The 21,796-nt window shown below is 68.9% G+C and carries 15 protein-coding genes and 1 tRNA gene; 11 read left to right on the forward strand and 5 right to left on the reverse strand.

The features are described 5' to 3' along the window. Positions 1-222: 222 nt before the first annotated feature. Genes Q9R13_RS17820 through mobF form a run of 3 tightly spaced genes read right to left on the reverse strand, consistent with a single transcriptional unit; the run spans position 223 to position 6,202 of the window. Positions 223-1,317 carry a toprim domain-containing protein gene (locus Q9R13_RS17820; protein ID WP_310962515.1) on the reverse strand — a complete coding sequence of 365 codons (1,095 nt, stop codon included), beginning with the start codon at positions 1,315-1,317 and terminating at the stop codon, positions 223-225. Further along, positions 1,314-2,660, reverse strand: coding sequence for a hypothetical protein (locus tag Q9R13_RS17825; RefSeq protein ID WP_310962516.1), 1,347 nt, complete (start codon positions 2,658-2,660; stop codon positions 1,314-1,316). The genes Q9R13_RS17820 and Q9R13_RS17825 overlap by 4 nt, the downstream gene beginning before the upstream one ends. 44 nt (positions 2,661-2,704) lie before the next feature. Beyond that, entirely contained in the window at positions 2,705-6,202 is a 3,498-nt protein-coding gene (gene mobF, locus Q9R13_RS17830; protein ID WP_310962517.1) for a MobF family relaxase, read from the reverse strand. 156 nt (positions 6,203-6,358) lie between these two features. Here mobF and Q9R13_RS17835 point away from each other — a divergent pair. Continuing rightward, positions 6,359-6,435: transfer RNA gene (locus Q9R13_RS17835), tRNA-Met, on the forward strand. 442 nt (positions 6,436-6,877) lie between these two features. On the opposite strand, the gene Q9R13_RS17840 is transcribed toward Q9R13_RS17835, so the two are convergent. After that, positions 6,878-8,116, reverse strand: a complete 1,239-nt coding sequence (locus Q9R13_RS17840; protein ID WP_310962518.1) for an RHS repeat domain-containing protein — start codon at positions 8,114-8,116, stop codon at positions 6,878-6,880. Between the two features lie 495 nt (positions 8,117-8,611). Between Q9R13_RS17840 and Q9R13_RS17845 the strand changes: the two genes are divergently transcribed. From Q9R13_RS17845 to Q9R13_RS17890, 10 genes are all read left to right on the forward strand, one after another. After that, positions 8,612-11,224: a helix-turn-helix transcriptional regulator gene (locus Q9R13_RS17845; protein WP_310962519.1), complete on the forward strand. Its 2,613-nt coding sequence runs from the start codon at positions 8,612-8,614 to the stop codon at positions 11,222-11,224. 411 nt (positions 11,225-11,635) lie between these two features. After that, positions 11,636-12,070: a hypothetical protein gene (locus Q9R13_RS17850; protein ID WP_310962520.1), complete on the forward strand. Its 435-nt coding sequence runs from the start codon at positions 11,636-11,638 to the stop codon at positions 12,068-12,070. A gap of 340 nt (positions 12,071-12,410) precedes the next feature. Further along, positions 12,411-13,955: an IS21 family transposase gene (gene istA, locus Q9R13_RS17855; protein ID WP_310961607.1), complete on the forward strand. Its 1,545-nt coding sequence runs from the start codon at positions 12,411-12,413 to the stop codon at positions 13,953-13,955. Next, a complete protein-coding gene (istB, locus tag Q9R13_RS17860; RefSeq protein ID WP_310961606.1) occupies positions 13,952-14,731 on the forward strand; it encodes an IS21-like element helper ATPase IstB in 780 nt (259 codons plus the stop codon). Before istA (Q9R13_RS17855) ends, istB (Q9R13_RS17860) begins: the two co-directional genes overlap by 4 nt. A gap of 313 nt (positions 14,732-15,044) precedes the next feature. After that, positions 15,045-16,565 carry an IS21 family transposase gene (gene istA, locus Q9R13_RS17865; protein ID WP_310961201.1) on the forward strand — a complete coding sequence of 507 codons (1,521 nt, stop codon included), beginning with the start codon at positions 15,045-15,047 and terminating at the stop codon, positions 16,563-16,565. Then, complete coding sequence (gene istB / locus Q9R13_RS17870; RefSeq protein ID WP_310961200.1) at positions 16,565-17,383, forward strand: IS21-like element helper ATPase IstB; 819 nt, start codon at positions 16,565-16,567, stop codon at positions 17,381-17,383. The genes istA (Q9R13_RS17865) and istB (Q9R13_RS17870) overlap by 1 nt, the downstream gene beginning before the upstream one ends. A gap of 397 nt (positions 17,384-17,780) precedes the next feature. Next, on the forward strand, positions 17,781-18,404 hold the full coding sequence (locus tag Q9R13_RS17875; protein WP_310962521.1) for a helix-turn-helix domain-containing protein: 624 nt from the start codon (positions 17,781-17,783) through the stop codon (positions 18,402-18,404). Beyond that, positions 18,397-19,107 (forward strand): B3/B4 domain-containing protein, encoded by a 711-nt coding sequence (locus Q9R13_RS17880; RefSeq protein WP_310962522.1) that lies wholly within the window; start codon positions 18,397-18,399, stop codon positions 19,105-19,107. The genes Q9R13_RS17875 and Q9R13_RS17880 overlap by 8 nt, the downstream gene beginning before the upstream one ends. 64 nt (positions 19,108-19,171) lie before the next feature. Next, complete coding sequence (locus Q9R13_RS17885; RefSeq protein WP_310962523.1) at positions 19,172-19,495, forward strand: hypothetical protein; 324 nt, start codon at positions 19,172-19,174, stop codon at positions 19,493-19,495. Between the two features lie 2 nt (positions 19,496-19,497). Further along, the gene (locus Q9R13_RS17890) at positions 19,498-20,721 is read left to right on the forward strand and encodes a trans-sulfuration enzyme family protein (RefSeq protein WP_310962524.1); all 1,224 of its coding nucleotides are present in this window, start codon (positions 19,498-19,500) and stop codon (positions 20,719-20,721) included. 382 nt (positions 20,722-21,103) lie between these two features. Here Q9R13_RS17890 and Q9R13_RS17895 read toward each other — a convergent pair whose 3' ends face one another. Further along, positions 21,104-21,661, reverse strand: coding sequence for a GNAT family N-acetyltransferase (locus Q9R13_RS17895; protein ID WP_310962525.1), 558 nt, complete (start codon positions 21,659-21,661; stop codon positions 21,104-21,106). Positions 21,662-21,796 lie beyond the last annotated feature (135 nt).

The following is a 21,796-nucleotide window of genomic DNA, read 5'->3' on the forward strand; positions in this document are numbered from 1 at the left end:
GGTAACCTCACCCCGGTCCTGTCGAGGCTTCTCTCCACGTGATTGGCTCGTATGCTACGACGCCGGCTATCGCGCCCCGCCGACCGAATTGGGTCGTCTGGTCGAGCACGGCAACAGCCGGTGGAACTCGTCCGTCGGGATGAATGCGTGGTGAAGTTTGCCGCAACAGCAAAGCCTCAGGTGAGGGACCTGCAGGCGCCCTTCTGTAATCCCACGGAAGGATCAGGTTCCCTGCGGTCGTGGCCCTTCACGTCGTAGCTGGGTGTGCCGGGGCCGAGTGTGGGTGGGGGCCTTGGCAACATCGTGGACTGCAGTTGAAAGCTCCCGGGTCACCGTTTCACCAGGTAGGTCGAGGTGGGAGGCGAGTCGGGCTGCTTGGCGGCTGATGTCGCTGGGCTGCATGCGGCTGACGACTCTGGCGATGCTCCGGAGGCAGCAGATTCGGGCTTCGGCGTTGTCGTCGATGTCGGGCCAGTTGGCGAGGTGGTCGGTGACGATGCGGTCGGCCAGCGGTGTGACGGTGTTGAGGTGGGCGCGAACTGCAGATGGCTCGTGGGCGCCGAGGATCTCGGCCGGGTCCTTGCTGTCCTGGCGTTTCGGCGCCTGGAGCTTCGAGGGCGTCTCGCGCAGCGTGAAGTACGCAGATTGCGCTGCGCGGGCGCCGGAGGCGTCGTGGTCGAGGGCAATCACGATTGTTCCGGGTGAGGATGCGGCAAGCTGGCGCGCGTGGCCGGGGGTGAATGCGGTGCCGCACAGGGCGAGCGGAGCGAACACGGGTGGGCCGTCGCTGTTGGCGGCGTCGACGGCGAGCGCGTCCAGGGGGCCTTCGACCAGGACCGGTGTCGCACCTTCACGGATCCGCGATGCCGTTTCACCGAGGCCGAACAGCGATGTGGCCTTGTCGTAGATGGCGGTGCGGGGGGTGTTGAGGTAGCGGGGCACGGTCTGGTCGGCGCCGGGTGCGGCGCGGCCGGTGAAGCCGATGAGGTGTCCTTCGGTGTCGCGGATGCCGAAGGTGACGCGGTTGCGGAACCGGTCGATGAGGCTGCCGCGTCGGCTTGTGGTGACCAGGCCTGCGGCGAGCATGGTCTCGTCGGTGTAGCCGAGATCGGCGAGGTGGTCGTGCAGGCCGGTCCAGGACGCGGGGGCGTGCCCGACGGTCCAGATGGTGTCATCGAGGAGGTGGGCGAAGCCGCGTCCGGCCAGGTAGTCCCTCGGTCCGGTGGCCTCGGGGCCGAGTAGGTGGCGGCGGAAGTAGGTGGCGGCGTCCTCGTTGGCTGCGAAGAGAACCTCGGGGGAGTGGGGCGTCGTGTTCATCGGCTCGCGCTCCGGTGGACCTCCAGGCGAGGTGCCTCGCGTGCCGCAGAGGTGACTGCGGGTCGGTCGCGTTCGGGCTGGGGGGCGATGTCGCGCAGGGCTCGGACTACGTGGCGAGATGTGCTGGCTGCGAGGGTGAAGCCGCTGACCAGTGCTTCTTCTTGGGCGGGGGTGATCGGGCGCCATTCGTGGCGGAGCTGGCAGGGGACCCGTTGCGGGCTCTCCAGCGAGCCTGCGCGGCTGAGCGCGCGGACGATGGTGCTGGCCTCGGTGGCGAATCGGGGAAGGGCCGCGGTGAGGGCGATGCGCACGGGTGGCGTGAGTGTCGCGGGGTCGCGGAGGCGTTGGATCGCGTCCGCGTAGGCCCGTGGTGCTTTGGTGACGCCCTGGATGGTCTTGGTCAGGCCGGTGCCGGCGGAGGCCCAGGCGGCACGTGCGGCGTCGAGCTGGTCTTCGAGGTGGGCTCGCCGCACGCGGTCCAGCCCGGAGCCGGGCTCGTCCAGGGTTGTCGGGAGCTCAGCGAGGATGCTGGTGCCCAGCTGGGTCAGGTCGCGGAGGCTGGCCGGGCTCGCGCCGACCTGTGCGTGTGCTTGGGAGAAGGAGATCTGCCGGAGCAGTCGCAGCGCATCCGTCGAGTTCTCGAAGGAGGCCGAGCACGGGCCGGGGCTGAGGCGCTGGGCGATCCCGAGCTCGTCGATCCCGAAGGGCCCAAGGCTGGTGGCGATGTCGCGCAGCTCCCACATGGCTGCGCCGCCGTAGAGCCGGATGGCCTGGTGTGCTCCGTGGATCCGCTTGTGGAACCCGCGGTCGACGGGCCTGTCATCGGTATGCCGCTGGGCCCGGATGGCACTTTGCAGCAGGGCTTCGCCCGCCGGGAGTACGTCGAGGACCAGCTCGGTCAGCGCGCGGCTGGCCTCCAGACCACCGGGGGTGATCAGGACGTCCTCGACATCCGGTGTGCGTGGCTGATTGCGGCGGTCGATGTGGGTGGCGACGATGTCGTGCGCGGCGCCGAGGTGGAGCGCAGCCGAATGCCACATCCGGTCGGCCGACGCGGTCGCCGGCGACATGCCGGGGGACATGATGAGCCGGCGCGCTAGGCGTCGTGTCCCGGGAACTGACTGGCCGCCGACCTCGAGCAGCATCCTCAGATGGATGCCGGCGACATGCAGGAATTGTTCGTAGCCGGCCAGCTCGTCGCGGACGGCCAGGGCGTCGAGGCTGTGTTCGCAGGAGTGCCGGATGGCCTGGTCGACGCGCACATGGGTGCTGTGCATCAGCTGGCCGTAGGTGGCGGTGGTCGGTGTGGGGCCGGTTGAGGGCGCGGGGGAGTACTGCAGCACGAGACCTCCCGAGATCGGTGCGCTGCCTATGGGGCGCTATGGGGTCAGCGAGTCAGCCGCGGTCCGCGATAGGGCTGGGTGGCGGAAGGGGCTCGGACGGGGGCCGGCCGCGCCGCGAGTGGCGGTGCTGTCGGTCTTGGTGGGGCTGGCGGCGAGGCTTCGATCTCGGCCAGGGCGGCCCGGTAGGCGTCCTCGCGTCGGGTGCCCGGCTCGGGCGGCTCACCAAGCGGGCCCTGCTGGGTCGCGGTGACGTCGTACTGCTCGCGGTAGACCGCTGCCAGGGAGCCGAGCTGCTCGGCGCGGTCGCGGATCAGGCCGGCGCGCTCGCGCAGGTAGGGCAGCCAGCCGGGATGGCCGACATCGGGGGCGGGCAGCCAGGGAAGTGGTCGCTGACCGGCGTCACGGTCGGGTGCGCCGAGCGAACGCGGATGGTCCTGAATGCGGGTGGCGAGCACCAGCGCCGGGGAACGGGCGTTGTCGAGGTCTTCGAGGTCGTAGGCCGCGCGCAGCAGTCGCTGCGGTGCCACCCCTCGGCCGGCGGCCTCGGCGAGCACCCGTGCCAGGAAGGGTGCGGCTCGATCGCCCAGGATCCGTGGGCGTTCGGCCTCGGGGAGTGTCTCCACAGCCAGCCGGAGCGCATCGTCGGCCGCAACGGTGCGGGCGTGTTCGTACCGGCTGATCAGGGTGGGCAGGCTCCCAGCAGCGGTGACGGTCCCGGCGATGGTGGCGGTCGCGGAGTCCTCGCCACTGCTGCGGGCGAGCACTGCGTCGAGGACCTCCCGGGCGGTGCGTGGCGGGTCCGGTTCGTCATCGCAGGCCAGGCCCACAGCGTTCTCGGTCGCGACGTAGAGCGCGGTGTGATGCCGGCCGCGGGTGGAGGCCACGTAGAGCGCCTCACGTGTCATCTCGGTGGTCACGAGTGCGTGGGCGGTGTCGGTGGTGGTTCCCTGCACGCGATGGGCCGTGCTCGCGTAGGCAAGTTCGACCGAATCACTGACATAGGCCGCTGGCAGCACCACCGCGTGCCGGTTGGCCAGGTTGCGCACCGTCAGCGCGCCGTCGCGGTGCCGGCGTACGACGCGCCAGCTGTCGCCGTTGTGCACCCACCGGTCTCGGGCGTAGCGCAACAGCCGAGCGTTCTGGCGGGTGATCACCCAGTCCCCGACCCCGGCGGTGTTGCCGTCGCGCAGGCCGACACCCTTCGAGGCCACCTGTCGGGCATCGACCCGCTCCAGGCGAGCACGGGCGTTCAGTGCGGTGACGTCGCTGTTGGTCGAGGCCACCAGCACCGAGGTCCTGCCCGCACGGACGTCGGCGGCCCAGGCGTCGTAGGCCGCCTCCAGCATCGCGTCACGCGCGCCCGAGCGCACCCGGTCACGGTCGAAGTAGAAGTCCAGCGCCTCCCGACATCCGCTGCGCAAGGCCAGCGTCGCGGAGCCCTCATCGGGATCGGTGAACCGGTGCAGATCGCTCAGGTGTGCCGCACCGGCCTCGGCCTCGAGCAGCCTCAGCGCACCACCGGCGTCGACGGCGGCGAGCTGCGCCGGATCACCGAGGAGCCGTACCGCGGCACCGGCCGCCGACGCCACCCCCAGCAGCTCGGCCAACTGCAAGGTGCCGGCCATCCCGGCCTCATCGACCAACAGCACATCCCCGCGGCTGACCCTGAACCAGCCGTCACCCCCCTCGGCGTGGGTGTTCTCATGCAGGAACTTGTGCAGGTTCTCGGCCCGCATCCCGAGCTCGGCGCCCAGCACCGCGGCTGCCCGAGAGCTCGAGGCCAGCGGGATCACCCGGCCCAGGTCCGCGGCACCCCACACCTCGGCGAACGCACGCATCGCGGTCGTCTTGCCGGCGCCCGCGGGTCCGATGCCGACCGCCAGCTGCCTCGAGGTGGCCGCGAACTCCTCGACCAGCGTCCGCTGCCCGGGATCCAGACGGATACCGCAGGAGGACTCATGCATCGCAAGCGCGGCCTCCACGACGACGTCCTCGACGTGCGGCCCGCTCGCAGAGGTCGCCGCGGTCACCAATGCGTCCTCGGCGCTGAGGATCTCGCTGCTGGTGTAGCGCTGGGAGCCGTGCGCCACGAACACGCTTTGGTTGTCACTGGCCCGGACCAGAGCCGGCTCCTCACCGACCAGCTCCGGTTCGGCGATCCGGATCGACAGCCGTGGGCCGCTCGCCTGCTCGACCACGGAGCGCACCGCCTGCTCCCGTGCTTGGGCGTCCGCGAAGCGCAGTGGCCGCAGCGCACGCTCGGTCTCGGCGTAGAGGTTCCAGATCGTCCAGGTCGCTCGCTGGGTCGCGACGCTGCGCACCACCCGCTTCGCCGCGGCGGCGGTGAGCTCGTCGGAGAGCGCGGTGACCGGGTCGTCGCGGTGCACACACTCGGCGGCCAGGTGTTCGAGGCGCCGCCTGCCGACCACCGTGCGGGCCTGGGTGGTCCAGTCGGTGACCTGCTCGGCCAGGCTGCGCCCGACACCCTTGGCCTCACGGGTCTCCAAGGTGGCCTGCTGGGCCAGCCGCAGCTGGGTGGGCCGATTCGGCTCTCGGCCATGAGCGCTGCGGTACTGGCTGCGCAGCTCGGCGTACCGCTGCTCGATCAGGGCACGACGCCGAGAGAAGTGCCCGATCAGGTCAGCCGGCACGCCATCGATCTCGCGAACCGGACGCTTGCCGCCCGCATCGCCGGGACGCTCGACGAACCGGACCCCCAGCCGCCGGGCCATCGCGTCCTCGAACCGAGTGTTGTACCGCTCCGAGGCCGCCACCCCCAGCCCATACAGCCCGCGAGCATCCAGGGAGCGCCACTTGCCGTCCATGCCGCAGACCTTGTTCGCAATCGCGACATGGGTGTGCAGGTCCGGGTCGCCGCTACGCGACTCACGATGGTCGAAGGCCGCGCAGACCAGCCCGCTCGCGTCGATCTGCGCCACGCCCCCGTGGCCGGTGCGGGTGTAGGCCGCATGCTCCTCGAGCCAGCCGATCGTGGAGGCGACCGCCTCGTGGTGAGCGGCCTCGACCTCGGCCCGCACCGCGGGCCCGCCGAGTGCCCACAACACCGACGCGGACTTGACCGGAGTGAACACCAGATCGAACCCGGCCACCGCCCGACGCCCACGTCGCGCCTCGTTGGCCGCCAGCCGGCCCCGCTCGGACTGGGACGGTTCTCGCCCCGCCTGCTCGACGAACTGCGCCACCCGGGCGGCCACCCGATCCGGATACGGCGCCAGCTCGGCGTACGACGGATACCGCGCACCCAGCCGCACCGCCGCCTCGGTTGCGCCCGCCGCGCGCATCGCGTCGGCATCCGGATGCAGTCCGGCACCGAACAGCGCCCGCATCTGCGCCTCGGAGACCTCACCGCCGGCCACGCCCAGCTGTTCGGCGCCCTTGCCCATCCACACGCCCGGCGGGTTGCCGTGCGCCACGTAGTAGTCCGCTAGCGACTGACCAGCCGCACGGGCCCGATCGGCCGAGGCGACCTGGCGGGTCAGGTAGGTGTACCCGTCCCCGGCCGAGAGCTTGTGCAGCGTCATCACGTGGACCACAGGCGTTCGAATCGAAACCACGTGGACGCGAGATCGCCGGATCGTGCGGCCAATTCTGTGACCAAAACGTGCTGGAACCGGCCGCGATGGGTGGGATCGGGCGGGACAGCTGAAGCGCGAAACCGCAGGTCAGGCCGCCAATTCGGGTCGCAGCGGGACAGCCAGAACTGCCTTCGAGCAGGCTCATAACCCAGAGGTCGCAGGTTCAAATCCTGCCCCCGCTACAATGTGATGTCTCAAGACATCCCGGAGGGCCGAACCCAATAGTCGTGGGTTCGGCCCTCCTTCGTTTCTGCCCCCGCTACAAGGTGAAACAGCAGGTCAGAGGCGGCTTTTGGAGAGATCCGGAAGCCGTCTTTGGCGTTGTCGGGAGCGGTTTGGTAGCACTTGGCAGCAAGATCCGCGCCCCTTGGCGCTCGAGTCGCGTAAGCGACCGTGGTCACACGTGGACGGTCGCGTCCGTCGGTGAGCGTGCAGGGACCGACTTCTCGACGCGACCGGCCTCGACCTCTGGGTCAATGACCCTGATCACCGGCGTCATCGCCCGCGATCCCATACCGACTGGAAGCATCGCCGCAGCGGTCAACGGTGCCATCGAGGCATGGGGTCGGGCTAGCGCCTTGGAGCTGTGGGGAAGCCACCGCATCAACGCGGTCAGCCCCACTAGGAGAGGGTGCGTGTGACCGTCACGCTGTCATCGATCACACCGTCGTCCCCATAGTCGACGTCGCTGGTGTAGGTGACTGTCGAGCGTCCGATGTAGTCGTAGCGGGTGGTGGCAGTGGTGGTGCTGCCGCTCGCTGTATCGGTCCACGACTCCAAGCTGATCCGGCCCTTGGTGTCGTAGGTGTAGGCGTAGAACTGGTTGTCGACGAGCTGGCCATCGGCGTCATGCGTGTCTCCCGTGGTGTGCTCCAGCCGGCCCTGGCTGTCGTACTTCGAGATGAGGCGCTGGGTGGCCTCCGGGACCCCGTCGCCATCCGTGTCGAACTCGGCCAGGGTCGACACCTGCCGGCCACGGTTGTCGTAGCCGTACGTCACTGCCTCCAGGTTGGTCGTCCTTCCAGAGGCGGGATCGGTGCTGGTGGTTACCGACCTCAGCAGCCGACCGGCCTGTCCGTAGTCGTTGCGCACGTCTATCTGTCGGTCGTAGACGCCGTCGCCGTCGTCATCGATGCGTGCGTTCAGCAGAGTCAACTGGCCCCGGGGGTCATAGGTCTGCTGCTCATCCTGCATTAGCGTGAGCGCTCCTGGCCCCTGGGCCTGTGACTGGGTCTGCCTGATCAACTGTCCGCGGGAGTCGTAGGCGAGCTTCACGACGTCGTGAAGGAGCACGGCCCCGTGTTCGTCGTGCTGCACCGTGTCCCACTCCAGAACGTTGCCCCGCTGGTCGTAGGTCGTGGTCAGGACGTAGCCCGACCCCGATTCGTTGGAGTTGCTGTAGTCGTACGTCGTGGTGAGGGCCCGGCCCCGGCGGTCGTTGCCGAAGGCGAAGGTGTTGGTGCGGTCGATGACGCCGTCGCCGTTGTCGTCCACTGTCTGCTGTTCGCTGGTTAGGTGGCCCTGCCGGTCGTAGTTGGGCGTGTCGACAGCCGTGGAGGTCGGCCCCGGCCCGTCACCGTCCGAGTCGAAGGTGGACACCGTGTCGATGAGCTGGCCGCGAGCGTCGTACTCGGAGTGACGGTCGCTCCGTTCGGTCACGGTGCCGGCCGCATCGGTGATCACCCGCGACTGACTCACCACGTGCCCCGAGGTGTCGTAGACGGTGGTGACCGTCGCCCGCTGGACCCGTCCGTCCATGGCCTTGACGTCCGTGGTGGTGGTGACCACGGCCCCACGCAGCTCGGCCGGTGAGAGGGTGAGCGCCGCGTAGGGGTCCGGAGTCGCTGACGCTGGCGCCATCGGAACGAGGAGAAGCGCGGCTGGCAGGACCGAGGCGAGGCGCAGCAAATTCCGACGGGCAGCCATGAGTGCTCCTGCTTTCGTGCCCGGCGCGGGTCGCCGGACACCTCCACCGTGGCCCGGAATCATCGGTAAGGGAACGTCGGGCACTACCGGGGTTTGCGCTTCCGGTACCGGGTTTTCCGGCCGACCTCAGTGGGCGCATCGACTCCGGGCCAAACCGAGATGCATTCGGGTCAGCAGTGCATGTTGGTCGTGATCGGATCCCGGCGCGGGTCGCCGCGCACCTCCACGGTGGCGTGGAGACATCGGAAAAGGGAAGGGCAGACACCACCGGTGTTTCCGGTGCCGACACTGGGGTTTTCTTGTGGTGTGACCTGTCCGAGGGGGACCGGTTCGGCGGTTTCCGAGACACGGTGCGCCCAGCGAGGCACAGTGGAAGCGTCTGTCGTCCTGTCACCCCAGGAGCTCCCGTTGCACAGTCCGGTTCGATGTGTGCGCTACCGGGAGGTGAAGGTGATCGAGGGGGCTCTCGCGGCGGTCTCTGGTGGCACCTCGAAACTGGTCCTGGTCGAGGGTGGGATGGGCAGCGGCAAGACGGCGCTTCTAGCGGCGGCGGCCGAGGCGGCGACCAGGCTCGGTCTCCCCGTCATTCATCGGCGCGGAGACGAGTTCGATCTCGGATCGCCCATTGCCGACTTGGAGCCGGAGCTCCATGCACACGACGGGGATGTCGCCATCGTGCTCCTCGTCGACGATGCGCACTGGATCGACTCCCGCTCCCTGCTTCGCCTGCGACGATGGGTTCAGGACGGTCCGGGCCACACCTGTATGGTCATCGCGGTCCGGGCGGCTGAGTTGGTGGGAACCTCCGAACGCGTCATCCACGAGCTGATGGTGACCTCCGACGCCGAGGCGATTGAGCTGGCACCCCTCTGCCATGACTCCGCTGCGTCGCTCATCGCGGGGATCCGTGGGCGCCCGCCGTCATCCGAGGAAGCGCGGGAGTTGTGCACTCGGACGGGAGGCAATCCTTTCCTTCTGGCCGCAGTCGCGCAGGCTGACCACACCAATGCGTGCGCAGAGGTGCCGCGAGAGATCGTCCGCTGGGTGCGCACGGAGCTGACGCGGCAGGGTGATGACGCCGTGGTGCTCGCTCGGGCGGTGGCTGTGTTGGGGATGCATGCCTCGCTTCCCCACGCGGCGCGGGTCGCGCGGCTCTCGATCGAGGCTGCTGCCGAGGCGGCCGATGGTCTTGCGGTGGGCGAGATCCTGGCACCGCCGTCCGCGGTGGGAGATCGGCTCGACTTCGTCGCGTCCGTGGTGCGGGAGGCGGTGCTGGTGGACATGCCGCCGTTCGGCCGAGCCGAGTTGCACCACCGGTCGGCGGAGGTGCTGCACGGCGAGGGCGCACCAGCCGGTGACATCGCGACACATCTTCTGTCCTCGGTCTGCCGTGACGACGCGTGGGCCGCCGAGAGCCTGCTAAGCGCTGGTCGCCAGTGCAACGATGCAGGCGAGCCGACCAGGGCCATCGACCTGCTGCGTCGGGCGCTGGCCGAGCCGCCCCCGTCGGCCCTCACTGCGCAGGTGCTGCTCGAGCTGGGCCGTGCCGAGGCGTTGACCGGATCGGTCGACGCGGTGCAACGGCTGAGCCGGCTCATCGTGGGTGATTTCGACCCGGACATCCGGCGTACGGCGGCACGGTTGCTCGGTTCCTACAACTTCGCCGCCGGGCAGCCGGCGGAGGCCGGCCGGGCGTTCAACCAGGCCGTGGAGGAGGCCGCCGGGGCGGCGCCGGGAGGCCGCGGGGTCGAGATCGACCGGCTGGGGGCACTCTTCTTCGTCACCGAGAACCGTGTCGCCTTTGACCAGGACGTCAGGGCCATCCTGGACTCGGCCCGCGAGCAGGGCTCGGCGCCCGAGCCCGGGCTGCTCGCCATATGGGCGTGCTGCCTGGCCGTTACCCGACAGGATCGGGAAGCAGTGCGCATCGCCGCCGAGCAGGCGATGGCAGCGGGGCCTCTGCACGGCGCCCCTCCCTGGGACTGCGGGTTCTCCTGGGCCGTCGGGTCGCTGGTCTACAGCGATCACCTGTCCCTTGCGCGGCAGGTGATCGACGAGGTGTACGCCGACGTCGGGGAGGAGCCACCGCCGGCGACACTGGGCATGCTGCAGATGTGGCAGGCCATGGTGGCCTACCACGAGGGTCGTCTTCCTGAGGCCGCAGCGTATGCGAGAGCCGCGACGGACCTGGCCCGCGCCACTGGACTGCACATGTGGCTGCCGTGGAGTGCGACCTATGAGGTGCTGTGCGCCATCGAGGCCGACGAGCCCGCGCTGGCGCAGCGGGCACTCGATCTGGCTGTCGATCTCGATGACACCATCCTCGGCGAGGCGTGCCTGCTCTTCGCCCGTGGTCGGCTGCAGCTGGAGTCCGACGATCCGATCCGCGCCCTAGAGACGTTCCGTGCCACCGGCAGGAGTCTCGAGCGCAGCGGTCTCGATGATTGGCCGGAGGTCCCGTGGCGGCTCTGGGCCGCGCTGGCGGCCTCCGAGACGGGCGCTGACGGCGAGGCCGCGGCCCTGGCCGAGACCGAGCTCGCCGCCGCCCGCCGCTCGGGGGCGCCACGCCTGATCGGTGCAGCATTGCGCGCGGCCGGGCTGGTCAAGGGCGGAGGACTGGACCTACTAGAGGAGGCCGTTGCCGTCCTCGAGGAGACCTCGGCCCGGCTCGAACGGGTCCGGGCCCGCTGCGATCTCGGAGCGGCGCTGCGTACGGCAGATCGTGACGCCGAGGCGACCGCCATGCTCATGGAAGCGTTGGAGGAGGCCGAAGCCTGCGGCTCTAGGATCGTGGCTGCCCGGGCCCGCCGCGAGCTGCGTGCGCTCGGGCGGCGCCCTCGTCGGGCGGCCGTCTCGGGCCCGGCCTCCCTCACCTCCGCGGAAGCCAGGGTGGCCACCCTGGCTGCGCAGGGGCTGAGCAACGCGGCGGTCGCCGAGGTGCTGAGTGTCTCGGTACGCACCGTCGAGTGGCACCTGCGCTCGGTCTTCCGCAAGCTCGGCATCCGCGAGCGATCAGCCCTCGGCCCCGTACTGCGCGACTAGGGCGTGCGGAGACACGCATCGCCGACGCAGGTGGACGCGGTGGCGGAGGCATCAACGTGCATCGCCGGCCCTCCACCTCGATCGACCAGCACTCGGGGTCGCTCACCGAAGGCCCGCCACCTGTACCTAGGGCCGGTTTTCGCAACCATCGGGCCGAAGTGCCTCAAGGCCCTGCAATGCACGTGATTTGGTCCCGCTCATCGTCGAATGTGAGGAGCCCGTTCAGCGCGCGGCCGCCGGGCCTTGCCGTTGCTGATCCTGGCGCGCTCGCTGCAGGGCGTCGGACTGGCGTTGGTGCCGGTCGGCATCGCGATCATGCGCGATGACCTGCCACGGGACCGGGGGGCGGGCATGGGGTCAGGTTCGCCGTCTCCGGGATCAACATCGACACCACCGACCCGAGCGTCAGCTATGCCAGCCACCCGGCCGGCTACGCGGTCGACCAACAACATCCACATCGGGTGTACCGCCTCCGACCCTCTCGGAATCCTGGCGGGGTGCACGGGCATCGACGTCGATGCATCCGATCTGCCGCCAGGCACCAACACCTTCAGGACGACGGCCACTGACCGCGCCGACAACACGCGGATGGCCTCGACCAGCTTCACGGTGGAGGTGACCTACGCCAGCCTCTGCACCCTGACCCAACGCTGGGTAGCGAAGGACGGCGTCACTCACTCGCTGTGCAGCAAGCTCGACGGAGCCGAACGAGCCGACGCACGAGGTAATCACAACGCAAGCGCCGGGATCCGCGCCGCCTACCGCCATCAGCTGGACGCTCAGGCCGGCCGAAGCGTGACCCGTCAGCATGCAGACACCCTTGAGAACCTGTCACGGCAGTTGTGATTGACCATCGGCCGCCGAATTGCGGCGGCGGCCTCTTCCTTGCTGGTCGGCTCGACGATCCGAGCCGACACTCTCCGGGAGGCCGCCCCGTCGATCCTAGGAAGGCTCGATATCTCCTGCCAAAGAAGCCCACGCCACGGCACAACGGTTGTCGCCTACTGCGCGACGTCTTGCTGTCCGTGGCCATGAAAAAGTCCCCACTGGTGGCCAGGTTCGGGTCCCCGCTGGTGGCCGGATAGAAGTCCCCACCCTTCGCGTCGTGTCGTAGCCGACGGTGAGGGCCCTGCGTGGTGACGGTGGCGGTGCCAACCAGTCACCGAGCACCACGCAGGGGTCTCCATTGAAGAACGCGAAGGAACGAATGGACGTGATTGCCGCCTACCGAGACGTGGGCACTTACCGGGGAGCGGCCGCGATCTGCGGCACGACCCACAAGACCGTGCGACGGATCATCGAGGCCCACGAGGCCAGCGGTGTGGGCTCGGCGCCGCCGGTGCGGGTCCAGCGGAGCAGGAACTACGAGAGCGTGGCCGAGCTGGTCGCGGAGAAGGTCGCCAAGACTGCTGGGAGGATCAGCGCGAAGCGGCTGCTGCCGACCGCCCGGGCGGCGGGCTATGAAGGGTCGGACCGCAACTTCCGGCGCCTGGTCGCCCAGGCGAAGCGGGAGTGGCGTCAGGGTCAGGTCCGTGCGGGTGGCCGCCGTCCGGCTGTCTGGTCGCCCGGCGAGGTCCTCGCGATCGACTGGGGTGAGAAGGTCCTCGCGGGCCGCAAGGTCCACGTCTTCTGCGCGGTGCTGGCGTGGTCGCGGTTCCGGTTCGTCCGGTTCGCCGCCGATGAGCAGCAGGCCACCACGCTGGCGATGCTGGCGGAGTGCTTCGAGGCCCTCGGCGGCGTCCCGAAGGTCGTGCTCGCCGACCGGATGGCCTGCTTGAAGGGTGGCGTGGTCGCGAACGTTGTCGTCCCGTCGCCGGACTACGTCCGGTTCGCGACCCACTACCGGTTCCGGCCCGACTTCTGTCATGCCGCTGACCCGGAGTCCAAGGGGATCGTGGAGAACCTGGTCGGCTACGCCAAGGACGACCTGCTGGTCCCGCTCGAGCTCGACGACGACCCGTGGGCCGGTGGCCTGGCAGGTCTGAACGAGCGGGCCGTCGCCTGGTGCGATGAGGTCAACGCGGCGGTGCACTCGGAGATCCACGCGGTTCCGGTCCAGCGGCTGGCCACCGAGGTCGAGTTGCTGGGCGAGTTGCCGTCGTTGCGGCTGGAGGTCGGTCCGAAGCCGACCACCCGGAAGGTCGACAAGCTGTCCTGCATCCGGTTCGGCTCGGCCCGCTACTCGGTGCCGAACCGGCTGATCGGCACCGTCGTCACGGTGCTGGTCGACGAACGCGACCGGATCCTGCGGGTGGTCGAGCCGGTCACCGGCGAGGTCCACGCCGAACACGGGCTGGTGGCGCCGGGCGAGGTCAGCATCGAGGATGCTCACTACGACCGGCCACGCCCCACCACGCCGGCCCGGGGAGCACGCGCCAGGACGCCTGCCGAGCGGGAGTTCCTCGCACTGGGAGGAGTCGCGGAGCAGTTCCTGACCGGGGCCGCAGCGGCCGGGGTCACCAAGCTGGGCACCGAGATCGCCGAGGTCCTCACCCTGGGTGCCGCGCACGGCACCGGCCCGCTCCTCGCGGCACTCGAGCGAGCGGTCGCGTTCGGCCGCTGGCGCGCCGACGACGTCCGCTCGATCCTGGCCACCAACGGACATGGCCCCAGGCCCACACCCGCGGGTCAGGCGCTGGTGATGACCCTGCCCACGGTGCCCACCAGGTCGCTGGACGCCTACGCCATCCAGCCGCCGATCGAGGGGCTCGAGGGCGGTGAGGTGTCGTGACCGCGACGACTCCGCCGCCGCTGCCCGCGGACCTGAACGAGGGTCTGAAGCGGTTGAAGATGGCCGCGATGCGCCGACTGGCACCCGAGCTGCTGGTGACCGCGAAGACCCAACGATGGAAGCCCGAGGAGTTCCTCCGCACCCTGGTCGAGGCCGAGATCGCCTCCCGCGACGAGTCCAACGTCCGCACCCGGATGCGACAAGCCGCCTTCCCGGTCGCCAAACGCCTGGAGGACTTCGACGTCGCCGCCTCCTCGATCCCGGCCGCGACGTTCGACTACCTCTCCTCCTTGGAGTGGATCCGCGCTGCGGAGAACGCCTGCCTGATCGGGCCCGCCGGCACCGGGAAGTCCCACACGCTCATCGCCTTGGGGATCGCCGCGGTCGAGGCCGGGCACCGGGTCCGGTACTTCACCGCCGCAGAGCTCGTCGAGACCCTCTACCGAGGGTTGGCCGACAACTCGGTCGGGAAACTCATCGAGAACCTGCTGCGCCATGACCTCGTGCTCGTCGACGAGCTCGGGTTCGCCCCGCTGGACGACACCGGGGCACAGCTGCTGTTCCGCTTCGTCGCGGCCGCCTACGAGCGCCGCTCGCTGGGGATCGCGTCGCACTGGCCGTTTGAGTCCTGGGGACGGTTCCTGCCCGAGCACACCACCGCGGTCAGCATGCTCGACCGGCTCCTGCACCACTGCCACACCGTCGTCACCGACGGCGACTCCTACCGGATGAAACAGGCCCGAGCGAACGGAGGAACACGACTCAAGACCAGCTGAACTCACCGCGAAGGGTGGGGACTTTCAGTTGGCCACCAGCGGGGACCGCAACTTGGCCGTTGACATCTTGCATGCCTACGCGATGACCTGCAGATCCGGCGTAGGTGAACCCAACTGACAGCGGACAGTCCAAGATCCCTGTAGGCGGACACTTCATCTCCCTCTCCGCGGACAGCTGATCTCCCTTCCACGGACTACGGGGCCGGTCGTGTCGGTCCGAAATTGAAGGTCCCTCCGGGGCAACGCTCGAGGTCTCTAACCACGCTCGAGCTGCCTCACCGGAGGGACTGTGAAGAAGTCTGACAGGGAAATCATGGAGATTCTGGAAGCGTTTGATGCCACCGGGTGTGCGCACTCGGCGGCGCTGTTGGCGGGGGTAGACCCCAAGACCGTGCGCCGGTATGTCGCCAAGCGTGATGCTGGTGAGCCGGTCGATGCGCCGGTGCAGCGTCCGAAGTTGATCGACCCGTTCCTGCCGAAGATCGAGGAACTGGTCGAGCAGTCCGAGGGCACGGTCCGTGCCGATGTGCTGCACGAGCGGCTGGCCGCGATGGGATTCACCGGCGACGAGCGGACCACCCGGCGCGCGGTCGCGAACGCCAAGCAGGCCTGGCGCAACGGGCACCGCCGTCAGTACCGGCCCTGGATCACCGAGCCTGGTTTGTGGTTGCAGTTCGACTGGGGCCACGGGCCGGTCGTCTTCGGTCCTGATGGTCGACCACGGCAGACGCTGCTGTTCTGCGCGTGGTTGGCCTGGTCGCGATTCCGGGTCGTCCTGCCGACCTGGGACCGCAAACTCGAGACCCTGCTGACGTGTCTGGACACCACCTTGCGCAGGGTGGGTGGGGCGCCGACGTATGCGTTGACCGACAACGAGAAGACCGTGACGGTCGAGCACATCGCCCGGGTTCCGGTCCGGCATCCGATGATCGTGGCCGCGGGCCGCCACTACGGGCTGACGATCCATACCTGTGTCCCGTTCGACCCTGAGTCCAAGGGTGGGTCCGAAGCCACCGTGCGGATCGCGAAGGCAGACCTGGTCCCGACCAAGGCGAACCTGCTGACCGGCTACAACTCGTTCGCCGAACTGGACGAGGCGTGTGAGGCGTTCTGCGTCAAGGTCAACAACCGGATCCACCGTGAGACCGCACGCATCCCGGCCGAGGCGCTGGTCATCGAGCAGGCACGGTTGCATCCGATACCGGTGGCACCATTCACCGCAGCGCTCGGTGAGACCCGCATGGTCAACACCGACCAGACAATTCGGTTCGGGTCGGTGCGCTACTCCACCCCGTCGGGCCTGGTGGGTCGTGAGGTCTGGGTCCGTGCCGACGGCGACGAGCTCGTCATCACTGCCAACCTCCAGGCAGGGCTCACCGAAGTCGCCCGGCACCGGCTCTCGACGCCGGGGAACCCGCGGATCGACCTGTCCCACTATCCCGACCATCCCCAACAGCCCGACGGGTCCCCGAAGCCACCGCAGCCGAAGGGCCGCAGTGACCAGGAGAAAGCGTTCCTCGGGTTGGGACCGGGCGCGCACTCGTGGCTGATCGAAGCTGCAGCCGTGGGTGCGCAACGCGTTCGGTCGAAGATGACCGCCGCGCTCGAGCTCGCCGCCCTGGTCGGGACCGGACCGGTCGACGCTGCGTTGGGTGTTGCTGCCGCAGCCGGCCGGTTCGCCGAGGGCGACCTCCTCGCGATCGTGACCCACCGCGCGAACGGTGCCTCGATCGCCAGCATGGTCGTCGCCGACGACGCTCACTCGGTCCAACCCGGCACCAGCGGCTGGGCAACCTTCGGTGCCCGCCCAGAGGGTCTAGAAGAGGAACAGTGATGACCACGCCGACCACGCGAGGTCCCCAGTCGACCGCCCTCAGCACCCAGTCGGCCTCGGCGCCGGAGCTGCCCGAGGAACTCCTCGCGGTCTTGAAACGGATGCGGTTGCCCTACCTTCGCAACGTCGCACCCGAAGTGTTGGCCACCGCACGGGCGCAACGCTGGGACCCCGCCGAGGTCCTGCGGGTCCTGATCACCGAGGAGATCCGCGGCCGTGATGACGCCACCAGGAGGATGCGACGCAAAGCCGCCGGCCTGCCCGCCGGGAAGACGTTCGAGTCCTGGCGCGAGACCGACTCCTCCATCCCACCCGGCACCCAGACCGGCCTCGCCACCCTGGAATGGGTCGGCCGGGCCGAGAACCTCGCCGTCGCTGGCCCCAGCGGCACCGGGAAGACGCACTTCGTTGAAGCCCTGGCCCACAAGGTCATCGACGAGGGCATGCGCGTCTCCTGGTTCAGCCTCGAATCGCTGACCACAGCGATCGGTCGCGCGAGCGTCGATGGATCCGTCGCCAAGACCATCGCCCGGATCACCAGGGCCGAGCTCATCGTGATTGATGACATCGGCATGCTCCCCGCTGGCCAAGCAGCCGGCGAGGCGTTCTACCGCGTCGTCGACGCTGCCTACGAACGCCGCTCCATCGCCGTCACCAGCAACCTGCACCCCTCCGGGTTCGACACGATCATGCCCAAGACTCTGGCCACAGCCACCGTCGACAGGCTGCTCCACCACGCACACGTCGTGCTCACCGAGGGCACCTCACTGCGCCTCTCCGAAGCCACCGCCGGACGAGGAGTGGTGCCTCTGACCTAACCAACGCAGGGAGATCAGTTGTCCGTGGACAGGGATATCAACTGTCCGCCAGCAAGGAGATCACCTGACCGCCCACAGGGAAGTCCCGCTGTCCGTTGACACCCAACGCACGTGCCTTGCGGCTCACGGCCGCGTCGTTCAGTGCAGTGGCTGCAATGTCCGCCCGTGACTCTGTTGGGGTCGTGCATGCCGCCGCCGCACTTCTGTCCTCCAGCCTTCGTTTGGCGCGTGACTGACCGGATCAGGTCTGCCTGACGACGCACTCGGCAGCGAGGGCCCCGACGGTCAATGCAGCAGACCCTGTCCCGGAAGTCGGTAAGGCCCCGTGCCGTCTCCGAGAGTTGAGCCGACAGCTGGCCGAGCGTTAGATGCACGATAAGTGCACTATCATGCACTTATGGACGAGAGTACGGCTTCGCTGGCGTCCGCTATCGGCGGTCGCGTGCGCCACGAACGGCAGTCGCGACGGTGGACGCTTGACCAGCTGGCCGAGGTGGCAGGGGTGAGCCGTCGGATGCTGGTGAATGTCGAGCAGGGTACGGCCAACCCGAGCGTGGGCACGTTGTTGCGCCTCAGCGACGCCCTCGGCGTCGGGCTGCCAGCACTGGTGGAACCTCCGAAGACCGCACAGCTGACGGTGACCCGCAGCGGGGAGGGCGCGGCGCTGTGGACCGGCGATGCCGGCGGCCGTGGCGTGCTGGTGGCTGGCACCCAGCCGCCGGATGTCCTCGAGCTGTGGGACTGGAGCCTTGGGGTCGGGGACGCCCACACAAGCGAGGCTCACCTCGCTGGGACCCGCGAGCTCCTGCAGGTTCACGAAGGCAGGGTCACCGTGAAGGTCGGCGATCAAGCCGCCACACTCAACGCCGGGGACGCTGTCGGCTTCGCCGGGGACGTCGACCACGGGTACGCCAACGCCGGTACGGAGCCGGCCCGATTCTCCTTGACGGTCTTCGAGCCCGGCGTCGGAACCTCACCGAAGTCGAGCAGGTCCGGCAGGGCGGGTGGGAGCGATGCCTGACCTCGGGTCGTTCCTCAAGGGTGCCCACGTCGACCGTTCCGTTTTCGAGTTGCGCCCGGACTATCGCGCCATGCTGCTGGCTGTCGACGGCATCAGACCCGGTGCGGGCGACGAGGACAGCGAGGCCCTGCTCGTCGCCGCGGAGGCGTCGGTGCGTGAGCCGGCCGACCGACCGGTCGAGGAGTTGCCCCACATCGCGTCGTGGCGCGAGGCCTATCGGGCGTTCGGCGCCAAGCCGCAACGCACCCGCAACAGCCTCGAAGCACTGACGCGACGTGCCGGCTCGGAGGCAGGTCTGCCCCGGGTCAACCGGCTCACTGACATCTACAACGCGATCTCAGTCATCCACCAGGTGCCGCTTGGTGGTGAGGACCTGAACCGGTACGTCGGATCACCGCGGCTGATCCGGGCGACCGGTGAAGAGCCGTTCGACACGGTCGCGGACGGAGCCGACGTCGTGGTGCACCCCGAGGCCGGCGAGGTGGTGTGGTGTGACGAGATCGGCGTGACCTGCCGACGCTGGAACTGGCGCCAAGCCACCCGCACCCGGCTCCACGACGGCACCACCGCTGCACTGTTCATCCTCGATGCCCTCGACCCGATGACCGATCAGGACCTCGACGGTGTGGCCGACGACCTGCTCACCAACGTCGCGAGGCTCGGTCCGAACGTGCACTCCGCCCGGCGAGTCATCCGCCCTTGACCAAGCTCCGTCCACCCAGACCCCCCATGAACTCACCCGTACGACGGCGACCAGGAGATCACCGATGATGTGCTGCCAGTTCATCTTCAGGCCGGGAACCTACGACGATGACTTCCACCGGCTCGACGCCCAGATCGACGACTACGCCCGCAGCCTTCCCGGTTTCCAGCGGGTCGAGAAGTGGCTGGCTCCCGAGGACGGCATGGTCAACGCGATGTACTACTTCGCCGACAAGACCGACGTCGCCAAGCTCGCTCGCCTCCCCGCCCATCTCGAGGCCAAGGCCGGGGTTGCCCGCTGGTACGACGGGTACCGCATCGTCATCAGTCAGGTCACCGGCACCTATGGCGACGGCCGACTCCCCGCCGACGAGGGCCGCGTGGACTGAAGATGACCACCAAGCAGACCAGCCGGCCGGACAAGCACGACCCCGGCACCGTCGCCGACAACACCTGGTTCGTCCACGGCGGCAACCGTTGCGACGACACCACCGGCGCCATCCGCACCCCCATCGTGATGGCCAACAGCTACCAGCTCCCCGAAGACCCCACGACTCTCGACGACTCCGACTATGGCGGCCTGGTCTACACCCGCGAGCACGGCGCCAATCAGCTCGGCCTCGAACGCAAGCTCGCTGCGCTCGACCACGGCGAAGCCGCCGCCGTCTTTGGCACTGGCATGGCCGCCCTGCACGCCGCGTTCTTCACCATCCTCAACCCCGGCGACCACGCCATCGTCTCCAACGTCACCTATATGCGCGTGTGGGGTCTGTTCGACTCCCTACTGCCCGCCAAGCTCGGCATCGTCGTCGACTTCGTCAACATCACCGACCTCGACGCCGTCCGCGCAGCAGTTCGTCCGAACACCCGCCTGATCCACACCGAGGTCATCGCCAACCCCGACCTCCGCGTCTCCGACATCGCCGCCCTGGCCGACATCGCCCACGCCGCCGGCGCAACGCTCACCGTCGACGCCACCTTCACCCCGCCGCCCCTGTTCCGGCCCCTCGACCGCGGAGCCGATCTGACATTGCACTCGCTGACCAAGTACTACAGCGGTCACGGTGACGCCATGGGCGGCGCCGTCGTCGGCGCCAGCGCGTCGATCGAGGCGATCCGCACGGGCGCGCTGCACCACGTGGGCGGGGCCATCTCGCCGTTCAACGCCTGGCTCATCATGCGCGGCACCATCACCCTGCCGCTGCGCATCGAACGGCACAGTGCCAACGCCCAAGCCATCGCCGAGTTCCTCGCCGCCGACCCGCGCATCGCCCACGTCGCCTACCCCGGCCTGCCCGGCGACCCCCACCACGCCCGCGCCAGCGCCCAGCTCCGCGGGGGCGCCGGGGGCGTCGTGTCCTTCGCCATCGCGGGCCTTCACCAGGACCGCGTCCGGTTCGTCAACGACCTGCGCGTGATCACCTCCGCCGTCTCCCTGGGCCACGACGAAACGCTCGTCGCCTACGAGAACTACGCCGAAGCCCGCGCCTCCGCGTTCGACGCCCCCTTCCGTGACCACGGCCTCATCCGCCTCGCCGTCGGGCTCGAGGCAGCAGACGACCTCATCGCCGATCTAGACGCAGCCCTGACCACGGTTTACGGTCCCGCCGAATAGCTCCACGAAGGTCCATCCAGCCGTGGGACGTGGCCCCCGACAGCGACGCCGCGGGGCGTGGTTCGACTGGCTCGCACCCTCCGACCATGTCGGAGTCCTGGCTGTCGACCACCGCGAGCGAACCCACCCATCGCTGGTCATCGCGACCACGTCACCGCAGTCAGCGCTGACGATCTGCTCCTCCACTGAGCGTGACCGCGGCCCAACCGGTCGAGCGGATCGCCGACTCGCGTGCGGACCCGCGGCGGCGTTCACCGATCTGCGCGCCATGCTCAAACGCGAGGGCCCTCGTAGAGTCCGCCCCTGCAGTGCGACCCCGAGGCGGGCGGCTCCACGCGCGTCGCGACAGCGGGACCCTTCGGATGTACGGCGAGCGCGGCGTTCACACGTGGTTCAAAGCGCGCCAGTCATCCGCGGTGATCGACCACACCTCGGCGTCATGTGAGGGTCCACCAGGAACGGGGACGAAGTTCTTTCGAAGCACACCCTCGAGAGTGAAGCCCAAACGCTTGGCGACAGCGCGGCTGCGTTCGTTATCGAGGAGGTTCGTCCATTGAACCCGAGCCATTCCGCGTTCTCTGAACGCCCAATCGAGAGCATGCCAAGCCGCACGCTTGATCAGGCCCCGGCCCTCGAAGTCCGCGCAGATCCACACGCCGATCTCACAGCGGCGCATCGCAACGCTGAACTCGGGAAACCCCACTATCCCGATCAGACGATCGCCATGCCACAAGCCAGCAAGATGCCGGGCGTCGCTGGCGTGTGCATCGGCGAAGCGCTGCAGGAACGTTCTGGATTCATCGACCGTCCGCACGTGATAGGCAAAGGCCAGTTGCTTGATATGCGTGCGATCTCCGTCGACAGCCGCCAAGAACTGCTCCGCATGCCAGGGCTCGAGTGGCCCGAGTGCAGCCCCACCGCCCAGGTCATAGACGAACACACATCTGCCCCTCTCGCTCAGCTTCACGCGAACTGTGGCACCGTGACAACCATCAGGCAAGAGGCGTTCCCCGGGCCGGATCTGCGCGGACGCCACCTGAACCGACGTGCGTTGTCATGCCGCGAACCGTGAGCG

This window comes from Nocardioides marmorisolisilvae (assembly GCF_031656915.1).
Taxonomy (GTDB): domain Bacteria; phylum Actinomycetota; class Actinomycetes; order Propionibacteriales; family Nocardioidaceae; genus Marmoricola; species Marmoricola terrisoli.